This window comes from Xanthomonas sp. NCPPB 3583, from assembly GCF_041475715.2.
GTDB lineage: Bacteria > Pseudomonadota > Gammaproteobacteria > Xanthomonadales > Xanthomonadaceae > Xanthomonas > Xanthomonas euvesicatoria.
The window spans coordinates 1,446,052-1,466,152 of record NZ_CM191263.1; the positions used below are offsets into that span (position 1 = coordinate 1,446,052).

General features: G+C 63.9%; 14 protein-coding genes and 1 tRNA gene. 14 read left to right on the plus strand and 1 reads right to left on the minus strand.

Going from position 1 to position 20,101, the window contains the following annotated elements:
- The first annotated feature begins 151 nt into the window (after positions 1–151).
- The 10 genes from lspA to ACCQ07_RS06545 all read left to right on the plus strand — a co-directional run bounded on the left by lspA (position 152) and on the right by ACCQ07_RS06545 (position 10,585).
- A complete protein-coding gene (gene lspA / locus ACCQ07_RS06500) occupies positions 152–670 on the plus strand; it encodes a signal peptidase II (protein WP_008577115.1) in 519 nt (172 codons plus the stop codon).
- Between the two features lie 66 nt (positions 671–736).
- Positions 737–1,687 carry a 4-hydroxy-3-methylbut-2-enyl diphosphate reductase gene (gene ispH / locus ACCQ07_RS06505; RefSeq protein WP_011346754.1) on the plus strand — a complete coding sequence of 317 codons (951 nt, stop codon included), beginning with the start codon at positions 737–739 and terminating at the stop codon, positions 1,685–1,687.
- Positions 1,688–1,777: 90 nt separating this feature from the next.
- Positions 1,778–1,853, plus strand: a tRNA-Thr gene (locus ACCQ07_RS06510).
- A 360-nt stretch (positions 1,854–2,213) separates the two neighbouring features.
- Positions 2,214–3,149: a ubiquinol oxidase subunit II gene (cyoA, locus tag ACCQ07_RS06515; RefSeq protein WP_372364125.1), complete on the plus strand. Its 936-nt coding sequence runs from the start codon at positions 2,214–2,216 to the stop codon at positions 3,147–3,149.
- Positions 3,149–5,149 (plus strand): cytochrome o ubiquinol oxidase subunit I, encoded by a 2,001-nt coding sequence (gene cyoB / locus ACCQ07_RS06520; protein WP_003484298.1) that lies wholly within the window; start codon positions 3,149–3,151, stop codon positions 5,147–5,149. The genes cyoA and cyoB overlap by 1 nt, the downstream gene beginning before the upstream one ends.
- Positions 5,146–5,778: a cytochrome o ubiquinol oxidase subunit III gene (gene cyoC, locus ACCQ07_RS06525; protein ID WP_008577121.1), complete on the plus strand. Its 633-nt coding sequence runs from the start codon at positions 5,146–5,148 to the stop codon at positions 5,776–5,778. Before cyoB ends, cyoC begins: the two co-directional genes overlap by 4 nt.
- Complete coding sequence (cyoD, locus tag ACCQ07_RS06530) at positions 5,778–6,113, plus strand: cytochrome o ubiquinol oxidase subunit IV (protein ID WP_003484294.1); 336 nt, start codon at positions 5,778–5,780, stop codon at positions 6,111–6,113. The genes cyoC and cyoD overlap by 1 nt, the downstream gene beginning before the upstream one ends.
- Before the next feature lie 168 nt (positions 6,114–6,281).
- On the plus strand, positions 6,282–8,162 hold the full coding sequence (locus ACCQ07_RS06535; RefSeq protein ID WP_372363916.1) for a M61 family metallopeptidase: 1,881 nt from the start codon (positions 6,282–6,284) through the stop codon (positions 8,160–8,162).
- A 233-nt stretch (positions 8,163–8,395) separates the two neighbouring features.
- On the plus strand, positions 8,396–9,787 hold the full coding sequence (radA, locus tag ACCQ07_RS06540; RefSeq protein WP_008571089.1) for a DNA repair protein RadA: 1,392 nt from the start codon (positions 8,396–8,398) through the stop codon (positions 9,785–9,787).
- A gap of 411 nt (positions 9,788–10,198) precedes the next feature.
- Positions 10,199–10,585 carry a DUF805 domain-containing protein gene (locus ACCQ07_RS06545; protein WP_008571090.1) on the plus strand — a complete coding sequence of 129 codons (387 nt, stop codon included), beginning with the start codon at positions 10,199–10,201 and terminating at the stop codon, positions 10,583–10,585.
- A 531-nt stretch (positions 10,586–11,116) separates the two neighbouring features.
- On the opposite strand, the gene ACCQ07_RS06550 is transcribed toward ACCQ07_RS06545, so the two are convergent.
- Positions 11,117–11,908: a winged helix-turn-helix domain-containing protein gene (locus tag ACCQ07_RS06550; protein ID WP_372363917.1), complete on the minus strand. Its 792-nt coding sequence runs from the start codon at positions 11,906–11,908 to the stop codon at positions 11,117–11,119.
- Positions 11,909–12,812: 904 nt separating this feature from the next.
- On the opposite strand from ACCQ07_RS06550, the gene ACCQ07_RS06555 reads away from it, so the two are divergent.
- From ACCQ07_RS06555 to ACCQ07_RS06570, 4 genes are all read left to right on the plus strand, one after another.
- Positions 12,813–14,168: a helix-turn-helix transcriptional regulator gene (locus ACCQ07_RS06555; protein WP_017156588.1), complete on the plus strand. Its 1,356-nt coding sequence runs from the start codon at positions 12,813–12,815 to the stop codon at positions 14,166–14,168.
- 211 nt (positions 14,169–14,379) lie between these two features.
- Entirely contained in the window at positions 14,380–16,248 is a 1,869-nt protein-coding gene (locus ACCQ07_RS06560; RefSeq protein ID WP_008571094.1) for an ATP-binding protein, read from the plus strand.
- Between the two features lie 25 nt (positions 16,249–16,273).
- Positions 16,274–18,598, plus strand: coding sequence for a tetratricopeptide repeat protein (locus ACCQ07_RS06565; protein WP_372363918.1), 2,325 nt, complete (start codon positions 16,274–16,276; stop codon positions 18,596–18,598).
- A gap of 660 nt (positions 18,599–19,258) precedes the next feature.
- A complete protein-coding gene (locus ACCQ07_RS06570; protein ID WP_011346773.1) occupies positions 19,259–20,101 on the plus strand; it encodes an STAS domain-containing protein in 843 nt (280 codons plus the stop codon).

Genomic DNA, 20,101 nt, shown 5'->3' on the forward strand with positions numbered 1-20,101 from the left:
GGTCAGGGCGGCGCGGCTGGTCGAGCTGCCCGTGCCATGCTTGTCCGCCTGCAATCGTGCATCTGTCGTTTTCTGCCGCTGCCGTCACTGTCTCCCACCCAGGCGTCTTCTCCGGCATCGGAGCAGCGGCCACCAACTGCGATCCTTCGACATGAGTCAACGCCCCAATCCCTCCGCCCTGATCTGGCTGCTGCTCTCTGTGCTGGTGGTCGGCCTGGACCAGTGGAGCAAGGCCTGGGTGCTGTCCAGCCTGCCCGAGTACACCCCGGTGCCGGTGATCGACGGCTTCTGGAACTGGTACCGCACCTACAACACCGGCGCGGCCTTCAGCTTTCTGAGCGATGCCGGCGGCTGGCAGCTATGGTTCTTCACTGCATTGGCGGTGGGCATCAGCGGCCTGCTGGCGTTCTGGCTCTCGCGCACCGCGCGCGGGCAGTGGCGCAGCGCGCTGCCGTATGCGCTGGTGATCGGCGGGGCGATCGGCAATGTGATCGACCGGCTGATGCACGGCCACGTGGTGGATTTCATCCAGTGGTACATCGGCAGCCATACCTGGCCGTCGTTCAATATCGCCGACTCGGCGATCGTGGGCGGCGCGATCGGAATTGCCGTGTTCGGCTTGTTCGACAAATCCGGCAAACAGGAGCCGGGAACTGGGAATCTGCGCTGAAGCCTGCCTGCAGGCGCATGCCGCCCGGTCCGACCCCGCATCCCTCATTCCCGTAGAATGCCCGCCATGGATGTCCTGCTCGCCAATCCCCGTGGTTTTTGTGCCGGTGTCGACCGTGCAATCGAGATCGTCAAGCGTGCGATCGAGACGCTGGGCGCGCCGATCTATGTGCGGCACGAGGTCGTGCACAACCGCTTCGTGGTCGACGACCTCAAGCAGCGTGGCGCGATCTTCGTCGAAGAACTCGACGAGGTGCCCGACGATGCCACCGTGATCTTCAGCGCGCACGGCGTCTCGCAGGCGGTGCGTCAGGAGGCCGAGCGGCGTGGACTGAGGGTGTTCGACGCCACCTGCCCGCTGGTGACCAAGGTGCATTTCGAGGTGGCGCGGCACTGCCGGGCCGGCCGCGACGTGGTGCTGATCGGCCACGCCGGGCACCCGGAAGTGGAAGGCACGATGGGGCAGTGGAGCCGCGAGCGCGGGGCGGGCACGATCTACCTGGTGGAAGACATCGAACAGGTCGCCACGCTCGATGTCCGCCAACCCGATAACCTTGCCTACACCACCCAGACAACGCTGTCGGTGGACGACACCATGGGCATCATCGAAGCCCTGCGGGCTCGGTATCCGGCCATGCAGGGGCCGCGCCACGACGACATCTGCTACGCCACCCAGAACCGCCAGGACGCGGTCCGCGATCTGGCGCGCCAGTGCGATCTGGTGCTGGTGGTCGGTTCGCCCAACAGCTCCAATTCCAACCGGCTGAGCGAACTGGCCCGGCGCGACGGGGTGGAGTCCTACCTGATCGACAACGCCAGCGAGATCGACCCGGCCTGGATCGTTGGCAAGCAGCATATCGGCCTGACCGCCGGCGCCTCTGCGCCGCAGGTGCTGGTCGATGGCGTGCTGGCGCGCTTGCGCGAATTGGGCGCAGCCGGCGTCTCCGAACTGGAAGGCGAGCCGGAATCGATGGTCTTCGCGCTTCCCAAGGAGCTGCGCTTGCGTCTGGTCAGCTGACGCGACTGCTTCCGGCATGACGGTGCAGGCGCGACGCGGTGCCTGCAGTGATTGACCCGGGGGCGGCTGCGCTCCTACAATTGGCGGCTCGCCGGAATAGCTCAGTTGGTAGAGCGGCGCATTCGTAATGCGTAGGTCGTAGGTTCGATTCCTATTTCCGGCACCACGCTTCAAGACTGGGTCGGCCTGTGCCGGCCCAGTTGCGTTTTGAGGCGTCGAGTGCCGCGTTTCACGCATTGCCCGCGTGTGTTGCAGCCGCGCAGGCGCTTCCCGTTCGGCGGCCGCAACGGCGCAATTCTTGCCTCGCGCTGCGCTGCGACAACATGTCGCACAAATTGGCGCGCTTTTATTGCGTCAGATCATTGCCAATGGGTTTCGTGCAGGTGCAGCAAAGACTAAAATTAGCGCGCTAACCCGTGTCTTCGGTCTGCGCAGTTCATCTCCTCCAGGAAGACAGCTGCGTCGGGAACATCCCGCGACCGATACGACGAACGAGGCTGGCGTTCCTTCGCACTTGGATCGACCGATGATTCCGCTGAAACAGCTCGGGCGTTTACTTCGTCCAGGTCTGATGTTGCCCTTCCTGCTGCTGGCAGGCTGCAACTCGGCCATCCTCAATCCGAAAGGCCAGATCGGCCACGACGAAAAGCAACTGCTGATCACCTCGGTGGTGCTGATGCTGATCGTGGTCATCCCGGTGATCGTGATGACGATTGCGTTCGCATGGAAATATCGCGCATCCAACACCAAGGCGCGCTACGAGCCGGACTGGTCGCACTCCACTGCCATCGAAGTGGTGGTGTGGTCGATCCCGTGCGTGATCATCCTGGTGCTGGCGGTGCTGACCTGGCGCTCGTCGCACGCGCTGGACCCGTACCGGCCGCTGGATTCGGACGTCAAGCCGATCAACATCGAAGCGGTGTCGCTGGACTGGAAGTGGATGTTCATCTACCCCGACCAGAACATCGCCACCGTCAACGAGATCGCGTTCCCGGTGCACACGCCGCTGAACTTCAAGATCACCTCCGACACGGTGATGAACTCGTTCTTCATCCCGCACCTGGGCACCATGATCTACGCCATGGCGGGCATGGAAACCAAGCTGCACCTGGTGGCCAACGAGCCGGGCGAATACTTCGGCCTGTCGACCAACTACAGCGGCCACGGCTTTTCGAAGATGAGCTTCAAGGCGCACGCCGTCGATCAGGCCGGCTTCGAGGCCTGGGTGGCCAAGGTCAAGGCATCGCCGACCGCGTTGAACGCTGCCGAGTACCAGGTGCTGGCAGCCAATCGCAACGACAATGAACAGTATCCGGTCACCTACTACTCGTCGGTGCAGGACGGCATGTTCCGCTCGCTGGTCGACAAATACATGAATGGTCCGGGCCACAGTAAGGGCCACGGCGACCATCAGGCATCGGCTACGGAGCCGGTCGCCATGTGCACTTCTGGAGACAAGTGATGCTAGGCAAACTCACCATCGAGGCAGTTCCGTACCACGAGCCGATCATCATGGTCGCGCTGGGTGGTGCCGGCCTGCTCGGCCTGCTCATCGCGGGCGCCATCACCAAGTACAAGCTGTGGGGCTATCTCTGGAAAGAGTGGTTCACCTCGGTGGATCACAAGCGCATCGGCGTGATGTACATCATCGTGGCGCTGGTCATGCTGCTGCGCGGCTTCGCCGACGCGGCGATGATGCGCACCCAGCAGGCGCTGGCCGGCGGCGGTGGCGAAGGCGTGCTGCCTCCGCATCACTACGACCAGATCTTTACCGCGCACGGCGTGATCATGATCTTCTTCATGGCCATGCCGTTCATGACCGGCCTGTTGAACCTGATCGTGCCGCTGCAGATCGGCGCGCGCGACGTGGCGTTCCCGTTCCTGAACTCGCTGAGCTTCTGGCTGTTCGTGGCCGGCGCGGCGCTGATCAACATCTCGCTGGGTGTCGGTGAATTCGCGCAGACCGGTTGGCTGGCCTATCCGCCGTTGTCGGGGCTGGAATACAGCCCGGGGGTCGGTGTCGATTACTACATCTGGGCGCTGCAGGTGTCCGGTTTAGGCACGTTGCTGACCGGCATCAACTTCTTCGTGACGATCATGCGCATGCGCGCGCCGGGCATGACCCTGATGCGCATGCCGATCTTCACCTGGACTGCGCTGATCACCAACATCCTGATCATCGCCGCGTTCCCGATCCTGACCGTGGCGCTGGCGCTGCTGGGTGCCGACCGTTACCTGGGCACGCACTTCTTCACCAACGACGGTGGCGGCAACGCCATGATGTACGTCAACCTGATCTGGATCTGGGGTCACCCGGAGGTCTACATCCTGATCCTGCCGGCATTCGGCATCTTCTCCGAGCTGATTGCGACCTACAGCCGCAAGCGCCTGTTCGGCTACACCTCGATGGTGTACGCCACCTCGTGCATCGGCGTGCTGTCGTTCGTGGTGTGGCTGCACCACTTCTTCACCATGGGCTCGGGTGCCAACGTCAATGCCTTCTTCGGCATCACGACGATGATCATCTCGATCCCGACCGGCGTGAAGATCTTCAACTGGCTGTTCACCATGTTCCGCGGTCGCGTGCACATGACCTCGCCGGTGCTGTGGACGATCGGCTTCATCATCACCTTCACCATCGGCGGCATGACCGGCGTGATGCTGGCGATTCCTGCCGTGGACTTCGTGCTGCACAACAGCCTGTTCCTGATCGCGCACTTCCATAACGTGATCATCGGCGGCGTGGTGTTCGGTTACCTGGCTGGCCTGACCTACTGGTTCCCGAAGGCGTTCGGCTTCAAGCTCAACGAGAAGATCGGCAAGGCCTCGTTCTGGTGCTGGATCATCGGTTTCTTCGTGGCCTTCATGCCGCTGTACGTGCTCGGCTTCATGGGCATGACCCGTCGCATGAACACCTACAACCACCCCGAGTGGGCGCCGTGGCTGTACGTGGCCGCGGTGGGTGCTGCCATCATCGGCATGGGCATCTTCTTGAACCTGGTGCAGATCGGTTACAGCGTGTGGAAGCGCAAGGAGCATATGGACTACACGGGCGACCCGTGGGATGGCCGTACGCTGGAATGGGCAACCTCCTCGCCGCCGCCGTTCTACAACTTCGCCGTGCTGCCGCACATCGACGACCGCGATCAGTTCTGGGCCGACAAGCAGAATGGCAAGGGCTGGGTGCGTCCGTCCAAGTACGAAGCGATCCACATGCCGCGTAACACCGGCGCCGGCGTCTATATCGGTGCCTTCAGTGTGCTGCTGGGCTTCGGTCTGATCTGGCACATCTGGTGGCTGGCCATCATCGGCCTGGTGGGCATGATCGGCAGCTTCATCGCGCGCACCTTCGATGACGACATCGATTACTGGGTGCCGGCCGACGAAGTGGAGCGCATCGAAAACGCACGTTTCGCCCTGCTCGAACAGCAACAGGCGGCGCAGGCCGCGAAGGTGGTATGACCATGGCTTCCTCGACCACGCTTGACCACGCCGCCCACGCGGGCGGCCACGATCACGACCACGAGCATCACGACGGCGGTGGCAACACCGTCTTCGGGTTCTGGGTCTATCTGATGAGCGACTGCCTGCTGTTTGCCGGTCTGTTCGCCACCTATGCGGTGCTCTCCGGCGCCACGGTGGACGGGCCGACCGCCAAGGAGCTGTTCGATCTGAAGTTCGTGCTGGTGGAAACCTTCCTGCTGTTGTTCAGCAGCCTGAGCTTCGGCTTTGCGATGATTGCCGCGCACAAGCGCAAGATGGGCGGCCTATACGGCTGGCTGGCCGTCACCGCGCTGCTGGGTATCGGCTTCCTGTGCATGGAAGTATGGGAGTTCAACCACCTGATCCATGAGGGTGCCGGCCCGGGTCGCAGTGCGTTCCTGTCGGCATTCTTCACCCTGGTGGGCACGCACGGCCTGCACGTGGCCTCCGGCCTGCTGTGGATGGCCGTGCTGGTGATCCAGATTTCCAAGAACGGCCTGACCGCGCGCAACAGCACGCGTCTGGCCTGCCTGAGCCTGTTCTGGCACTTCCTGGACATCATCTGGATCGGTGTGTTCACCGTCGTCTATCTGCTGGGAGCGCTGTAATGGCCAATCACCACCACACCGATACCGCTGCCGATGCGCATGCCGGCGGCCTGAAGTCCTACCTGATCGGCTTTGTGATGGCCGTGATCCTCACCGTCATCCCGTTTGCGATGGTGATGAGCGGCGCGTTCTCCAAGGGTGTCACCATCGTCGTGATCTCGGTCATGGCCGCGGTGCAGATGCTGGTGCACATGGTGTACTTCCTGCACATGGACCGCACGCCCGAGCAGCGCTCCAACGTGCAGGTGGGCCTGTTCTCGCTGCTGATCATCGGCATCGTGATCGTCGGCTCGCTGTGGGTGCTGCACAACATGAATGTCAACATGATGCATTGAGACGGCGACACGCCGAATCGCCGCAACGTTGAAGAAGAGGTCGCCAAGTGATTGGCGGCCTTTTTTTTACGCGTCAATCGCCCGCAGCATGACCAATGGCATACGGTCAAGCACAGGCAGGCGCTTAGCATCGTGGGCTTGCCTGTCCAGGTCACCTGCGGAGTTGCGATGAAAATGCCCACCCTGTTGTCCGTGTCGTTGTTGGCGGCGTTGTCGCTGCCTGCGGCTGCGCAAACCGCACCGCCGCAGGACGTGCCGTTCGACGGCACCTTGAAGATCGACGTGGACGCCACCGATCTGGCGCACCGCATCTTCAAGGTCAAGGCCACTATGCCGGCCAAGCCGGGCCCGATGACGCTGCTGTACCCGCAGTGGATTCCCGGCAACCATTCGCCGACCGGACCGATCGACAAGCTCGCCGGTCTGGTGATCAAGGTCGATGGCAAGGTGGTGCCCTGGAAACGCGACCAATTCGATGTCTATGCGTTCAAGGTGGACGTGCCTCAGGGCGCCACCGAGCTGACGGCCGAGTTCAAGTTCCTCTCGCCGCAGGCCGGCAACCAGGGCCGGGTGATGATGACCCCGGAAATGCTCAACCTGCAGTGGAACACCACGGCGCTGTATCCGGCCGGCTATTTCGCGCGCAACATCAAGGCGCAGGCCAGCGTCACGCTGCCGGCCGGCTGGAGCTATGCCACGGCACTGGAAACCGATCGCCGCGTCGGCGACACGGTGAGCTTCAAGCCGATCGATTTCGACGACCTGGTCGATTCGCCGATGTTCGCCGGCAAGTACTACAAGCGCGTGGAGCTGAGCACCGGCAAGCAGCCGGTCTACCTCAACGTGTTCGCCGATGAAGCCAAATCGCTGGAGGCCAAGCCCGAGCAGATCAAGGCACACGCCGCGTTGGTGCAGCAGATGGACAAGCTGTACGGCGCGCGTCACTTCGACCATTACGAATTCCTGCTGGCGCTGACCAAGAAGCTGGGCGGCATCGGCCTGGAGCATCACCGTTCCAGCGAAAACAGCGGCCCGCCGAATTACTTCACCGAGTGGGACAAGAGCTGGACCATGCGCGACCTGCTGGCGCACGAGTTCAACCACTCCTGGAACGGCAAGTACCGCCGTGGCGCCGACCTGGCGACGCCGAACTTCAACGTGCCGATGGGCGACAGCCTGCTGTGGCTGTACGAGGGCCAGACCCAGTTCTGGGGCGAAGTGATGGCCGCACGTTCCGGCCTGTGGACGCAGGACCAGGCGCGCGACATGCTGGCCGGCGTGGCGGCAACCTACGAGCGCGGCCGCCCCGGCATGGCCTGGCGCACGGTGCAGGACACCACCAACGACCCGACCATGTCGATGCGGCGTCCCAAGGCGTACCGCAGCTACCAGATGAGCGAGGACTACTACTCCGGCGGCCAGATGATGTGGCTGGAAGTGGATAGCAAGCTTCGCGCGCTCACCAACAACAAGCGTTCCATCGACGATTTCGCCAAGGCGTTCTTCGGCATGAAGAACGGCGATTGGGACGTCAACCCGTATACCTTCGACGACATCGTCAGCACGCTCAACGGCGTGGCCGCCTACGACTGGGCCAGCCTGTTGCGCGAGCGCATGGACGGGCACGGTTCGTTGAATGGCGGCATCGAAGCCAATGGCTGGAAGCTGGTCTACAACGACGAACCGAACCTGGCCATCAAGACCTACGAGAGCAACGAAAACGACGTCAGCCTGACCTATTCGCTGGGCCTGTCGCTGGAGGGCTCGGGCGAAGTCAACGAAGTGTTGTGGGACAGCCCGGCATTCAATGCCGGCATCATCAACGGCAATACCCTGGTGGCCGTCAACGGCCGCGCCTTCAGCGCCGATGTGATCAAGGATGCGATCAAGGCGGCCAAGGGCACCACTGCGCCGATCGAACTGCTAGTCAAGCGCGGCGACCGCTACGAAACCGCCCGTATCGACTACCACGGCGGTCTGCTGTATCCGCATCTGGAGCGTATCGCCGGCAAGCCGGATCGCCTGAGCGAGTTGTACAAGGCGCGCTAAGTGGCGCACGCCCACGTCGTTGCCCGACGTGGGATCAGTGGAATCCAAGCGGCATGGCCGGTCGTCACGGTCATGCCGCCGTTGTGTGAGCGTAGCCGATCACCGCTTGCACTGCGCATCAGCAAATCGTCGACTTGTCCGAATCCCGAATCCCGAATCCGCAAAGTCCTGCGTCGCGCACACTGAGACCGTCAGCCACTATCCTGCTGCTTCAATAACGATGGGCAAGAGCGATGGCGAAGGCGAAAACGGCCTATGTCTGCGGCGAGTGCGGTGCCGAGTACACCAAGTGGCAGGGCCAGTGCACCGAATGCGGTGTCTGGAACACGCTGAGCGAAATCGTGCTCGAGAGCGCCGCGCCGGGCGGCAAGGCGTCGCCAGCGGCCTCGCGGCGTAGCGGCTGGGCCGGCAAGGCCGAGGCGCCCAAGATCACCGCGCTCAAGGACGTGCAGCAGTCCGAGCAGGCGCGTGTGTCCACCGGTATCGGCGAGTTCGATCGGGTGCTGGGTGGCGGGCTGGTGGAAGGTGCGGTGGTGCTGATCGGCGGCGATCCCGGCATCGGCAAGTCGACGCTGCTGCTGCAGGCGCTGGCGAGCATGGCCTCCACGTTGCCGGTGTTGTATGTGACCGGCGAGGAATCGCTGGCCCAGGTGGCCGGGCGCGCGGTGCGCCTGGACCTGCCGCTGGAAGGCCTGAACGCCCTGGCCGAAACCGGCATCGAAAACATCCTGCAGCACGCCAGCGTGGCGCGACCGAAGCTGATCGTGGCCGATTCGGTACAGACCTTGTGGACCGAATCGTTGACCGCAGCGCCGGGCTCGGTGAGCCAGGTGCGCGAGAGCGCAGCGCGGCTGGTGCGCTACGCCAAGGAAACCGGTACCGCGGTGTTTCTGGTCGGCCATGTGACCAAGGAAGGCGGCATCGCCGGGCCACGCGTGCTCGAGCACATGGTCGATGCGGTGCTGTATTTCGAAGGCGAGAGCGGGAGCCGGTTCCGCCTGTTGCGCGCGTTCAAGAACCGCTTCGGTGCGGTCAACGAACTGGGCGTGTTCGCGATGGGCGAGAAGGGCCTCAAGGAAGTCTCCAACCCGTCGGCGATCTTCCTGTCCGGCGGCAGCACCCAGCAGCCGGGCAGTTGCGTGATGGTCACCCGCGAAGGCACCCGCCCGCTGATGGTGGAGGTGCAGGCGCTGGTGGATGCCTCGCCGTTGTCCAACCCGCGTCGGGTGGCGGTGGGTCTGGAGCAGAACCGGCTGGCGATGCTGCTGGCGGTACTGCATCGCCATGGAGGCATCGTGGTGGGCGATCAGGACGTGTTCGTCAATGTGGTGGGCGGCATCCGCGTGCAGGAAACCGCGGCCGATTTGCCGGTGCTGCTGGCGGTGCTGTCGTCGCTGCGCGACCGGCCGCTGTCCGAAAAAACCATCGCGTTCGGCGAAGTGGGCCTGTCCGGCGAAATCCGCCCGGTGCCCAATGGCGAGGACCGCCTGAAGGAAGCGGCGACGCATGGCTTCAAGCGCGCCATCGTGCCCCGCGCCAATGCGCCCAAGACCACCAGCATCAAGGGCATGGAAATCATTGCCGTGGAGCGCCTGAGCCAGGCATTGGAAGCGGCGGCCGACTGAAGCCGCGTACCGCGCGGATGTTGCGATAGGCCGGGTTGGCGACCTGCGAATGCGCCGGAAGTCTTTGCCATGTCCGGGGCCAGCCTGCCGCCATCGTCTCGGCCGGCTGCCGGGCGACCATCGATGATCGTCCGGCTTGGTCACCACGGGTGCGGCTGTGCCGCCACCCTCAAGAAACGCTGAGTGCAGAGGTCATCGCGCGCCTTTCAGACGTGCTGCGGGAGGCGCGCATGGCATGCGTCGCGGGGCGACCTGACGCCCGCAAGCCGTTTGTCGGACAAACGCCGGGATTTGGTAGTTGGTTGTCGAGAAAGCGTTTTCAGAAAGAGTGGGGCTATGGCAACATGCGCGGCCCGTTGCACTGTGCACCGGACCACAGACACCACTCACTGCGTTTTCAGGAGAATCACGATGGAATGGATGTTGCTGCCGCTCAAGCGTTACGCCGACTTCAACGGTCGCTCGCGCCGCAAGGAATACTGGATGTTCGCGCTGATGCAGCTCCTGGTGCTGTTCGTGTTTGGCGGCCTGTTCGCCGTCGCGGCAGTGGCGATGGGGAACGAGAACGGCCCGGGCGCGCTGGCTTGGCTGATCTGTGCGGTCATGGTGATCGTTTGTCTGGCGTTGATCGTGCCCGGTATTGCAGTCACGGTGCGCCGCCTGCACGACCAGGACAAGTCCGGCTGGTTTTATCTGATCAGCCTGGTGCCGTACGTCGGTGCTTTCGTGTTGCTGGTCTTCATGTGCATCGAAGGCACGCCCGGCCCGAACCAGTACGGCGAAAACCCTAAGCAGTAATTCGCGCGTTATGAAAGCGGACAACGGCGCAGGAGTTCCCTGCGCCGTTGTCGTGTGTGAATGTGCCAATCGTGCCATTGCGTATGGCGCATAGGCGCAAGGTCACGGCCTGCGTGCGTGAGAGTTGCCAAGTCTGCGCTCTGCAGAGTGGGCGTCCGCATCCGATCCCCAGAGATGGACGGCGGAGCCACAGCGACATGCTTGAAGCGTGTTTCGCTGGACAGTCCCGGCGCAGCAGGCAGCGCCGCATTCGTCGCTGCCACGCCTGCTCACGGATGCAGCGACGTCGCTCAACGCCGATCAGCTTGCACCCCACGCTGTGCAGTGAACGATGCAGCCAGCCGCATGGCCGGTACCTGCAGAACTTGAATGACGGCACAGCTTGCGGGCCGAGTGCGCGCGTGCAGGCCGCTCCGTCGTCGATGGCGTGCCGACGCCCGTCCTGTCATCAAGCACCCTTCGCTGTCACGCAGGCGAGACTGCGCAATGCAGGTCGCAGGTCGCAGGTCGCATCTGCAGCGGTGCGCTTGCTCAGCAGGCGGCTGCGTGATGTGCAGGGCCAAGACTTGGGCTAACGGACTTGCTCATTGTCGTTGCCTCGGTATCGTGCAACGCGAGCTCCAGCTTGTAGCCGTGCGAATAGACGGTTCTGATGCGCACCGCGCTGCTGTCACCGCTCAGCTGCAGTTTCTTGCGCAACTTGTAGATGTGCTGCTCCATGGTGCGGTCGGTGAATTCGGTATGGCTGCCCCAGACCGCCTTGGCCAGCTGGCAACGCCGGAAGCACACGCCGGGGCTGGAAAAGAGCAGCCAGGCAATCGAGAACTCGCGTGCGGTCAACGCGATCGGCTTGCCTTCCAGGTAGACGGTATTTTCATCGCGGATCAGCTTGTAGGGACCCACGCTCAGGTGCTGCGTCTCCGGGCAGGCATGCGCCAACGGCGATATCGCCAGGGCCGCGCGCACGTGCAACTCATGCGAATTGAAAGGCAGCGCAAGGACCTCCTGCGCGCCTGCGCGATACCAGGCCAGAATGTTGTCGGCGCAATCGAAACGGCCAAGCACGATCAGCGGCGTGGGCTGGCCGCTATGGCAGCGCTGCCAGGCCAGCAGTGAACTGTCATCGGCGGCGACACAGCTGGCATCGAAGATCAGCAGCTCGCACGGCGAGTGCCGCAGCGAACGCAGGAGCTCCAGTTCATCGGAAAACGTCGAGACGTTGCGTGCGAGCGGTGCAAGGCTGGCGTTGACCTGCGAGGTCAGGCGCGCGTCCTGCGTCAACAGGAACACCGATCCGGCATTGGAGGGGGAGTGGTCGTTCATTCAGGCGGCCTTCGCGTGTCGGCGTACAAGCCACGCATGGGACGGGCGCCGGTGCGGGTCGGCCAATGCCAGGACAAAATCCATCTTCAAAGATCGCTGCATCGTCGGACCAGTCGGTTGGCGGGGGAGAGTCCAGTGGAGCTGGACGAATGGTATGTACCATTGCAGAGACCAAAAGTTTCACGCTTGCGTACGCGTCTTCGGATTTGTCGACATCGGCTTTAACTCGCGCTCATTTAGACGTAACAGAGCTCTTACATAGCGGGCATGTCTGGGACGCATGCAATTGCGCCATGCGCGTCATGCAGTAGCGAGTAAGCATGGACTGACGCGCGCGGGCAGAGGCATCCGGTTGCCGAGGTCTAGACCAATCTATTGCGATTGGTCGTGGGATCGCGCGCGGCTGGAATAGGTCGGCAGCGATTTTCCTTCGTGGCATGCCCGCTTCTCGCGATCAAAAACGCTTCGGCGTACGTGTCCGTACAGTCACGGTGCATCGTGTTGAACATCGCCGATGACCATCAATGCGCATGGAAGCGGCGCGTTCGCAGACGTTGTCCGACTGTGCCTGGGGATTGGCGTAGACCGGCGATATCGATACTCAACCGGATGGCGCGAAATGTCTGGCGTACGACAAGGCCGACGATGTGCAAATGCGCTTTGCGTCGGGAGAAAACGCATCACATGGTTGTTTGACAGAGTGAGCTTTTTTGATTTTTTCAATGGCTTTCAGAGAGAAATTCTATTGGATCCGCTGCATACAATCGTTTGCGCCAGCGAGTTCGGCGCCTGTTGTCTTTTGCTCCGCCCCCCAAAGAGAGAGACCGGCATGATCCTTTCCACCTACTTTGCAGCGATCTCTGCGTTGTCATACGCAGAACGTCTTCCTACCTATACGAGCAGGATGCTGGTTGGTGCTTGGCCACAGGGACTGCAACATCTCCAACAGCGACGCGACGGACAGGGCGCAGCGGATGGCGCCGACGATGAGGTCAGCTTGTTCGGTGCCAGCGGCGATGCGTTGCTGATCCTGGAATATCAGGAAGAGGCCGAAGATGCGTATCGGCAGGCCTTGAAGGCCATGCGCGGGCATCAGCGTCAATTGCGCCTGCTGTCGTGCCGGAACACCGCCTGGTTGATGCTGAGCCAGCGGCGCCTGAGCGCGGCGTTGAATTGCTTCGCGCAGTTGGCAATGGACCGCGAAACGCCGCCCAGCCTGTGCGGCGAGAGCCTGTTGGGCAAATCGCTGACCCACTTCCATCTGGGCCAGAGCACGTTGGCCTTACAGACCCTGGAGCGTGCCCGCGAGGTGCTGGCCGACCTGGAGAGCGGCGCGTCGGACTGGCTGCGGATTGCCACTGCGCTGCGTCTGGACATGATTGCGCAGCTGCGTATCCGTCGCTCCGACCGCATGAGCGACCATGTGTTCTGGCAAGCCACGCTGCGCCAGGAAGATGCCACGCATGCCTTCGAGCCCAGCGACCTGCGCGCCTGCATCGCCGATCTGGCAGAGAGCATGCCGGTGCTGGCGCAGCGCATGCGGCATGTACGCAGCCTGTTGCGTATTGCCGGCGGCGACACCTTCGGCTTCGACGCGCAGATCGACGCATTGCCGGCCGCAGCCACCGGCTGCCCGCCGTGCGCGCGTCAAGACGCGCAGGTGGAACTGGCGCTGGCGGCATTGGCGGTGGGCCGTGCCGATCTGGCCGAGCGTGCACTGGCCGGTGCCGGTCGGCATCATGCGCCGCGCTGGAACCTGGAGTTCGAGTACTGCCAGGCCAAGATCAGCCAGGCGATGGGGCGCACCGAACAGGCGTTGCTGCTCTACAACCGCTACGCGCTGGGCGCGGTGCAGTGCCTGCGCAGCGAAGTGCAAGCACCGCGCTTGCTGGAAAGCGGCACCCCTGCGCACGTCAGCGACGACATCTCCGCCCGGTTGCCGGCCAAGTATCGGCGCGCCTACAGCTACATGATCACCAATGCGCATCGCTCGGATCTGTCGATCAACGAAGTGGCCGCACAGATCGGGGTCACCGGGCGCGCGCTGCAGCAAGCGTTCAAGTCGGCTACCGGACTGTCACCGACGCAGGTGCTGCGCCGTTACCGGATGCAAAGCATCCGCGACGAACTGCTGGCCGAAGGCGGCTGCGGCAGTGTGTTGCAGGCGGCCAGTCGCTGGGGCGTCGGCAGCCGTTCGGCGTTGGCCAAGGGCTATCGCCAGCACTTCAATGAGGCGCCGATGGAGACCCTGCAGCGTTAATCTCCGCAACCCACGGATTGGTAGCGCTACCGATCCGTGGTGGGTCAACCCGGCGTGCGGTGCAGTGCGCGTCGCTGTACGCAACGGAGGGCAGGGGTCAAACTGAGACGTGCGTGCAATGTGGGTTCCGGCTATCCTTTCCGGCTGGCACTGGCACCCAGGGGGACGCGTCCGAGGATGGGCGTCGTCGCCAAGGAAACGACGACCGATCATGCAAGATCCCACTCCCGAGGCGACCGACGCCTCGCAGATCCGCCGGGCAGGCGTCGATCTCAATGGACTGATGTCGGTCCTAGGCAAGCACCTGTACTCCACCCCGGTGGTGGCGCTGCGCGAGCTGGTGCAGAACGCGCACGATTCCATCCTGCGTCGTCGTCTGGAACAACCCGATTGGCACGGCCAATCGCGCATCGAGGTGCATGCCGATACCGCGCAAGGCATCGTGCGCATCGTCGATACCGGTGCCGGACTGACCCAGCAGGAAATCCACGACTACCTGGCCACCGTGGGCGTGGGCTATACGCGTGGGCTGCGCCAGGGCGGCCACGAGGACAGCGGCCTGATCGGAATGTTCGGGCTGGGCTTCTTGTCCGCCTTCGTGCTGGCGCGGCGGGTGACCGTGCGCACCACCTCCTACCAGTCTCCCACGCTGGGCTATTGCTACATCTCCAGCAACGCCGAGCAGTACACGGTCAGCCCGATTCCTGCGCGTGCGCAGGTGGGCACCGAGGTGGTGCTGGAACTACACGGCGATTATCTGTCGTTGGCTCAGGAAGGGCGGCTGCGCGAGATTCTGTCGCGCTATTGCGCGCTGTTGCGCGAGCCGATCTGGATCGGCGCCGCAACGCAGCCGATTAATCCCGAGCCGCCGCCGTGGCGCGTGCAGGACGCCGTACCGTTGCATCCGGTGCAGGCCTGGCGCCGGCAACGCGAGTTCGCCGCGCGCTTTGAGCGCAATTTCGAGCCGTTGTGCTGCATGCCGGTGCGTGCGGAAGAGGGCAGCGATGCGGTCGGCCTGTTGTGGGTGCAGGACGGTGCGACCTACGGCACCAGCGACAACCGCAATCTGTCGGTGTTCCTGCGCGGCATGTTGCTGGATGACAACGCGCGCGAACTGCTGCCGCCGTGGGCGGGCTTCATCGGTGGGGTGATCGAATCCAATCGGCTGACGCCTACCGCAAGCCGCGAAGACCTGCAGCGCGATACGGTCTATAGCGCGGTGCAGCACGCCTTGTCCGAGGCCTTGGTGCAAGGCCTGGCCGATGTGGCGCGCCAGCAACCGGAGGCATGGCGACGCATCCTGTTGCGTCATAACGAAGCTCTGCTGGGCGCGGCGCTGTGCGATGAGCGCCTGTTCGAATTGCTGCTGGAACACGTGCGGGTACCGACGTCGCAAGGCGATCTGCCGGCGCAGCAATTGCCATCGCGCGGTGCGGTGCACGTGATCCTCGACAGCGACAGCGGTTTCGAAGAAATGCTGTTCCGTGCGATGGGCGTGCCGGTGGCCTACGGCAACCGGTATGCGGTGGTGCCGTTTCTGCGGCGCTGGGCGCAGGTCAAGGGTGTGCGTCTGGTCGAGCTGGGCACCGAGCAGGGCAACCGCCAGTTGTTCCAGCTGGACACGCTGCCGGCCGATGAACTGGCCTGGCTGGAACAGCACCTGGGCGATGGCGAAGCGCTGGTGCCGGCGCGTTTCAGCCCGCAGGAACTGCCGTTGGTGGTAGTGCCCGACCGCGAGGCCGAGCTCAAACGCCGCCTGGAGCAGGACGAAAACGACAAGCGTGTCTCTACCGCCGCGTTGCGCCTGGCGCGGCAATTCACCGCGCGCATCCAAGCGCGGCAGACCCAGCGGCTGTATCTGAATCTGGATAATCCGGCGCTGCAGGCCTTGCTGGGCGCGCAGCGCGCAGGCAACCCGCAGGCCGCGGTGGCGGCGCGCTTGCTGCGTGCGCTCAAGGTGATCGTCGCGGCGCAGGGGCGTACGCAGCCGCAGCCGGGCAGCACCGAATCAGGTGTTTCCGATCTCAACAAGGCCTTCGGCGATTTCGCCGAGACCGTGACCCAATTGCTGGCGCGCTGAAGCGCCGCATCGCAGGAGCGGCACGATGGAAATCTGGAACTGGGTAGAAAAACTGCAGGACGATCTGGGCGAAGCCGGGCAGCCGCAAAATGCGCAGTTGCTGACGCGGCTGACCGACCACATCTGCGATCTGCAGATCGACCGCGCCGAGGCCTTGTTGCCGGAGGCACGTGCGCTGGGCAAGACGCTGGCCAACCCGTGGCTGGAGGTGTTCGTCGGGCATTGGGAAATGCGCAACCGGGTCGGCAACCTGTGCGAAGGCGAGCGTGCGCTGGGCGATGCGGTGGCGCTGTTCGAGCGTGCGCATCGCGCCGACGCAGTGGAGTGCCCGCAATCGGTCTGCGTGACCCAGGACCTGGCCGCGTGTTATGCCAACATCGATGGCCCGGGTTGGGTGGAAGAACGTATCGAGGTGTGCGACGAAACCCTGGGCCGCATCGACCCGAGCTGGTCGTGTTACCAGTGCCTGAGCTGCGAAAAAGCCGATGCATTGCTCGACGACGGGCGCGGTGACGCGGCGCTGCAGTACCTGGAGCAGCAGTCGCAGGCCATCCTGGACCATGGCGGCGAAATCTACGACGGCGTGCCGGACATGCGCATCTCGATCCTGCTTGCGCTTGGGCGTGCGCAGGAAGCGCTGGCGCTGGTGGAACAGCGCGAACGCGACGCCGCGCGCGAAGGTGCCGAGTGGGCCAATTGCAGCCAGCCGCGGCGCCTGCAGAAGGCACGCGCGTTGGCGCTGTTGCAGCGCGATGACGAAGCCATGGAAGCGTTGCTGCCATGGCGCGAGATTGCGCCGCGTTATCGCCTGCACTGGCTGCGTGCGGTGGCGGTGCTGGTGGCGCGCGCGCCCGAGCGCAATAGCTGGGACCTAGGCAGCCGCGTGCAGCAGATGCTCGACCATTACGCGCAGGTTGGCGCGCATCGCATCTTGATCGAAGCGGCCGAGCTTGCGATCGGGCTGGCGCTGCAACGCGGCGCGGTGTGGACCGCGCGCAGGCATCTGGCGCTTGCACGTGCGCATCTGCCCAAGTTGCGACAGGACCGTGGTGCCACGCTGGCGCTGGACGGTTGGGCTGCGCGCATCGCAGCCGTATCGGTGGGCGAGGAGTCACCGGTCGCTGCCGCGCAGTTGCTGGAATGGTTGAACGCGCAGGGCGATGATGTGGTGCGCAATCCCGAGCGCGAAGCGCAGTGGTTGCTGCAGGCCGTCACTGACTGTCCGGACGATGCCGAGCTTGTCGACACCACTGCTTCTGCCTTGAGTGCCTGTGCGGCCGACGAGGAAGCGATCGCGTTGCTGTGGTCATTCGTGCAGCGGCATGCCGATCGCGAAACCAGCCCCACCTTCCGGCTGATGAATCTGTTGCTGGGCCGCGGCGATGAAGCCGGTGTGCGCCGGCTGGCACAGCTGTATCGCCCACAGGCGCCGGTGGCGGCATTGTGGTGCGAGGCGCAGCTGGCGCAGCGGCTGGGCGACTGGCCGGCGCTGGAGCAGGCCTGCACGGCACTGTTGGAGCTATCGCCCGGCTCGCACGGCGCACGCGGCTTGTTGGCGCGCATGTATCTCGATACCGGCCGGTTTGCCGAGGCCGCCGCGGTCTATCGGCAACTTACCGAGCTGCTGGAAGAACCGCGTTCTGCGCATTGGGATCACATGACGGCGGCCAGTGCGGCGCAGGATTGGGACGCGGTGCGTGCCTCTGCGCAGGCCATTGGCATGGAGCTGAGCAGCACCGGCGGCGTAGTCGAAGAGACCTGGGGCTGGGTGATCATTCGTTGCATGGATGATGGCGAAATGGCCGAGTACTACGCGCGCCGCACCGGCCCGGTCACTGCACGCATCGTCGAAAACGCGCCTGCGCATCGGCGCCAGCATGTCGGCGACTGGGTGGTGTTCGACGCGGAACTGTTGTATCCGCCGCCGGAAGACGAAGCCGAACGCGAGCGTTTCGTGCCGACCTACGCGCAGGTGCATGTGCTGCAAGCGGGTGGCTATGCCAATAGCTGGCTGGTGGACGGCGTGCATCCTGGCGACGAGGTGATCGAGGCGATGCGTGCAGACCTGGAAATGCGCGGCTGGAAGATGTGGCTGCACAGTCGCGACGACTACCGCGTGGTCGACCCGGACCATCCGGACGCGTTCGACCCGGAGGATGCAACATCCGGACTGCCGGGCGTGTTGTTCACCGTGGCGCTTCCGGAAAACGTCGCCCCGCAGGAACTGCATCGCGTCCTGCGATGCACGACCTCGCGCTGGTCGCATCCGATGTGCTGGCTGCGGCTTGCCGAGGCCTGCGGCCAGGATCCGCAGCCGCATCTGGATGCGGTGGAGCGTTACGGACTATAGGGCGGCGATCGGCCTGATCCAACGGCGTTTGTCGCCGGGGTGGGTGGACATTGGCGATCGTGGCGTGCGTTCGGGCGCCACGCTGGATGCGCGGCGCTGCATCCGGCGTCAAGAACACGCTCATTGCTCTTGTGCAACGCGGCAGCATTCATGCCGGCACACCCTCCCGCTTTGGACGTGCCGCCACACCGTCGGCAGGGCGATGACGCAAGTGCATGCCCTGCGTGCAGGCGCAGGGCGCAGCGCCACGCACTGCCGTTTCTGCGGCGTTTGGTCCTGTTTGGTCTCCAGTGTCCTGATGGAGCTCGCCATGGCAGTGGCAATGCCGATCGGAAGAGCATCGCCGCAGGCTCAAAACGCAGTGACGCGCCGTCGATCGGCCATCGCCAGGGCCCGGGGTGATGGCACGCCGACCGGTTGGCGTGTTGCCTTGCACGGGCGCTGGTGCAGTGCATGTCCGCAGGCGTGGACCGGCGCACGTTCGGCATGCGCGCGGCAATGTCACACTGCGCCCGTGGGCGGCTGACTGCTACAGGTTGGCTCGCTGGTTGGTCAATCTGAATTGCTTTATTCTGCTGCGCATCGGCGTGGGGGCGCCGCGTCGGTCAGGGCGCAGTCCAGCCCGCATGCCCAACCTCTTTTCTTTTGGTGGGTGATCTCATGGTGGCATTGCAGCAGCGCTCGATCGATGCGATTGGTGGCCAGGAACATGCGTTGCTGGCCGCATGGTTGGAGTCCAGCCTGGGCAACGATGCGCGTCTGTCGCGGCAGGAATTCGAAGCGCAGGCCGGCGAATTCCTGCGCTTGCTGGTGGCATCGTTGAAGCACGACGGTAGCAGCCTGGACAGTGCTGAATGGAGCGAGGTGCGTCGCTTCCTGGAACATCTCTCGCGCGACCGCGCCACGCGTGGTTTCGATTCGCAGGAAACCGCCAACTTCATCTTTTCGCTCAAGCGCGTGTTGTTTGCGCTGGTGCAGCGCGAATACGCCAGTACCCCGGAAGAATTGGGCCAGCAGTTGTGGGCGTTGTCGGAATTGCTCGACCGCCTGGGCTTGTACACCGTGAAGGTCTTCCAGAAGACCCGCGAAGACATCATCGTGCGTCAGCAGGAAGAGATGCTGGAGCTGTCCACCCCGGTGGTGAAGCTGTGGGACGGCGTGCTGGCGCTGCCGATGATCGGCACACTGGATTCGCAGCGCACCCAGGTGGTGATGGAGTCGCTGTTGCAACGCATTGTCGACACCGGCTCGGAAATCGCCATCATCGACATCACCGGCGTGCCCACCGTGGACACCCTGGTGGCACAGCATCTGCTCAAGACCGTGACCGCGATCCGGCTGATGGGGGCCGACGCCATCATCAGCGGCGTGCGCCCGCAGATTGCGCAAACCATCGTGCATCTGGGCCTGGACCTGCAGGGGATCGTGACCAAGGCCAACCTGGCCGATGCGTTGGCGCTGGCGCTCAAGCGCACCGGCGTGACCGTCAGCAAGGCAGACTGA

Excerpts from the sequence above, each read along its gene's own strand:
- ACCQ07_RS06555 (WP_017156588.1), top strand. The coding sequence starts at position 12,813 with ATGCTGGTTGGTGCTTGGCCACAGGGACTGCAACATCTCCAACAGCGA.
- ACCQ07_RS06535 (WP_372363916.1), top strand. The coding sequence starts at position 6,282 with ATGAAAATGCCCACCCTGTTGTCCGTGTCGTTGTTGGCGGCGTTGTCG.
- ACCQ07_RS06570 (WP_011346773.1), top strand. The coding sequence starts at position 19,259 with ATGGTGGCATTGCAGCAGCGCTCGATCGATGCGATTGGTGGCCAGGAA.
- ACCQ07_RS06565 (WP_372363918.1), top strand. The coding sequence starts at position 16,274 with ATGGAAATCTGGAACTGGGTAGAAAAACTGCAGGACGATCTGGGCGAA.
- radA (WP_008571089.1), top strand. The coding sequence starts at position 8,396 with ATGGCGAAGGCGAAAACGGCCTATGTCTGCGGCGAGTGCGGTGCCGAG.
- cyoB (WP_003484298.1), top strand. The coding sequence starts at position 3,149 with ATGCTAGGCAAACTCACCATCGAGGCAGTTCCGTACCACGAGCCGATC.
- lspA (WP_008577115.1), top strand. The coding sequence starts at position 152 with ATGAGTCAACGCCCCAATCCCTCCGCCCTGATCTGGCTGCTGCTCTCT.
- cyoC (WP_008577121.1), top strand. The coding sequence starts at position 5,146 with ATGACCATGGCTTCCTCGACCACGCTTGACCACGCCGCCCACGCGGGC.
- ACCQ07_RS06560 (WP_008571094.1), top strand. The coding sequence starts at position 14,380 with ATGCAAGATCCCACTCCCGAGGCGACCGACGCCTCGCAGATCCGCCGG.
- ispH (WP_011346754.1), top strand. The coding sequence starts at position 737 with ATGGATGTCCTGCTCGCCAATCCCCGTGGTTTTTGTGCCGGTGTCGAC.
- ACCQ07_RS06545 (WP_008571090.1), top strand. The coding sequence starts at position 10,199 with ATGGAATGGATGTTGCTGCCGCTCAAGCGTTACGCCGACTTCAACGGT.
- cyoD (WP_003484294.1), top strand. The coding sequence starts at position 5,778 with ATGGCCAATCACCACCACACCGATACCGCTGCCGATGCGCATGCCGGC.
- cyoA (WP_372364125.1), top strand. The coding sequence starts at position 2,214 with ATGATTCCGCTGAAACAGCTCGGGCGTTTACTTCGTCCAGGTCTGATG.
- ACCQ07_RS06550 (WP_372363917.1), bottom strand. The coding sequence starts at position 11,908 with ATGAACGACCACTCCCCCTCCAATGCCGGATCGGTGTTCCTGTTGACG.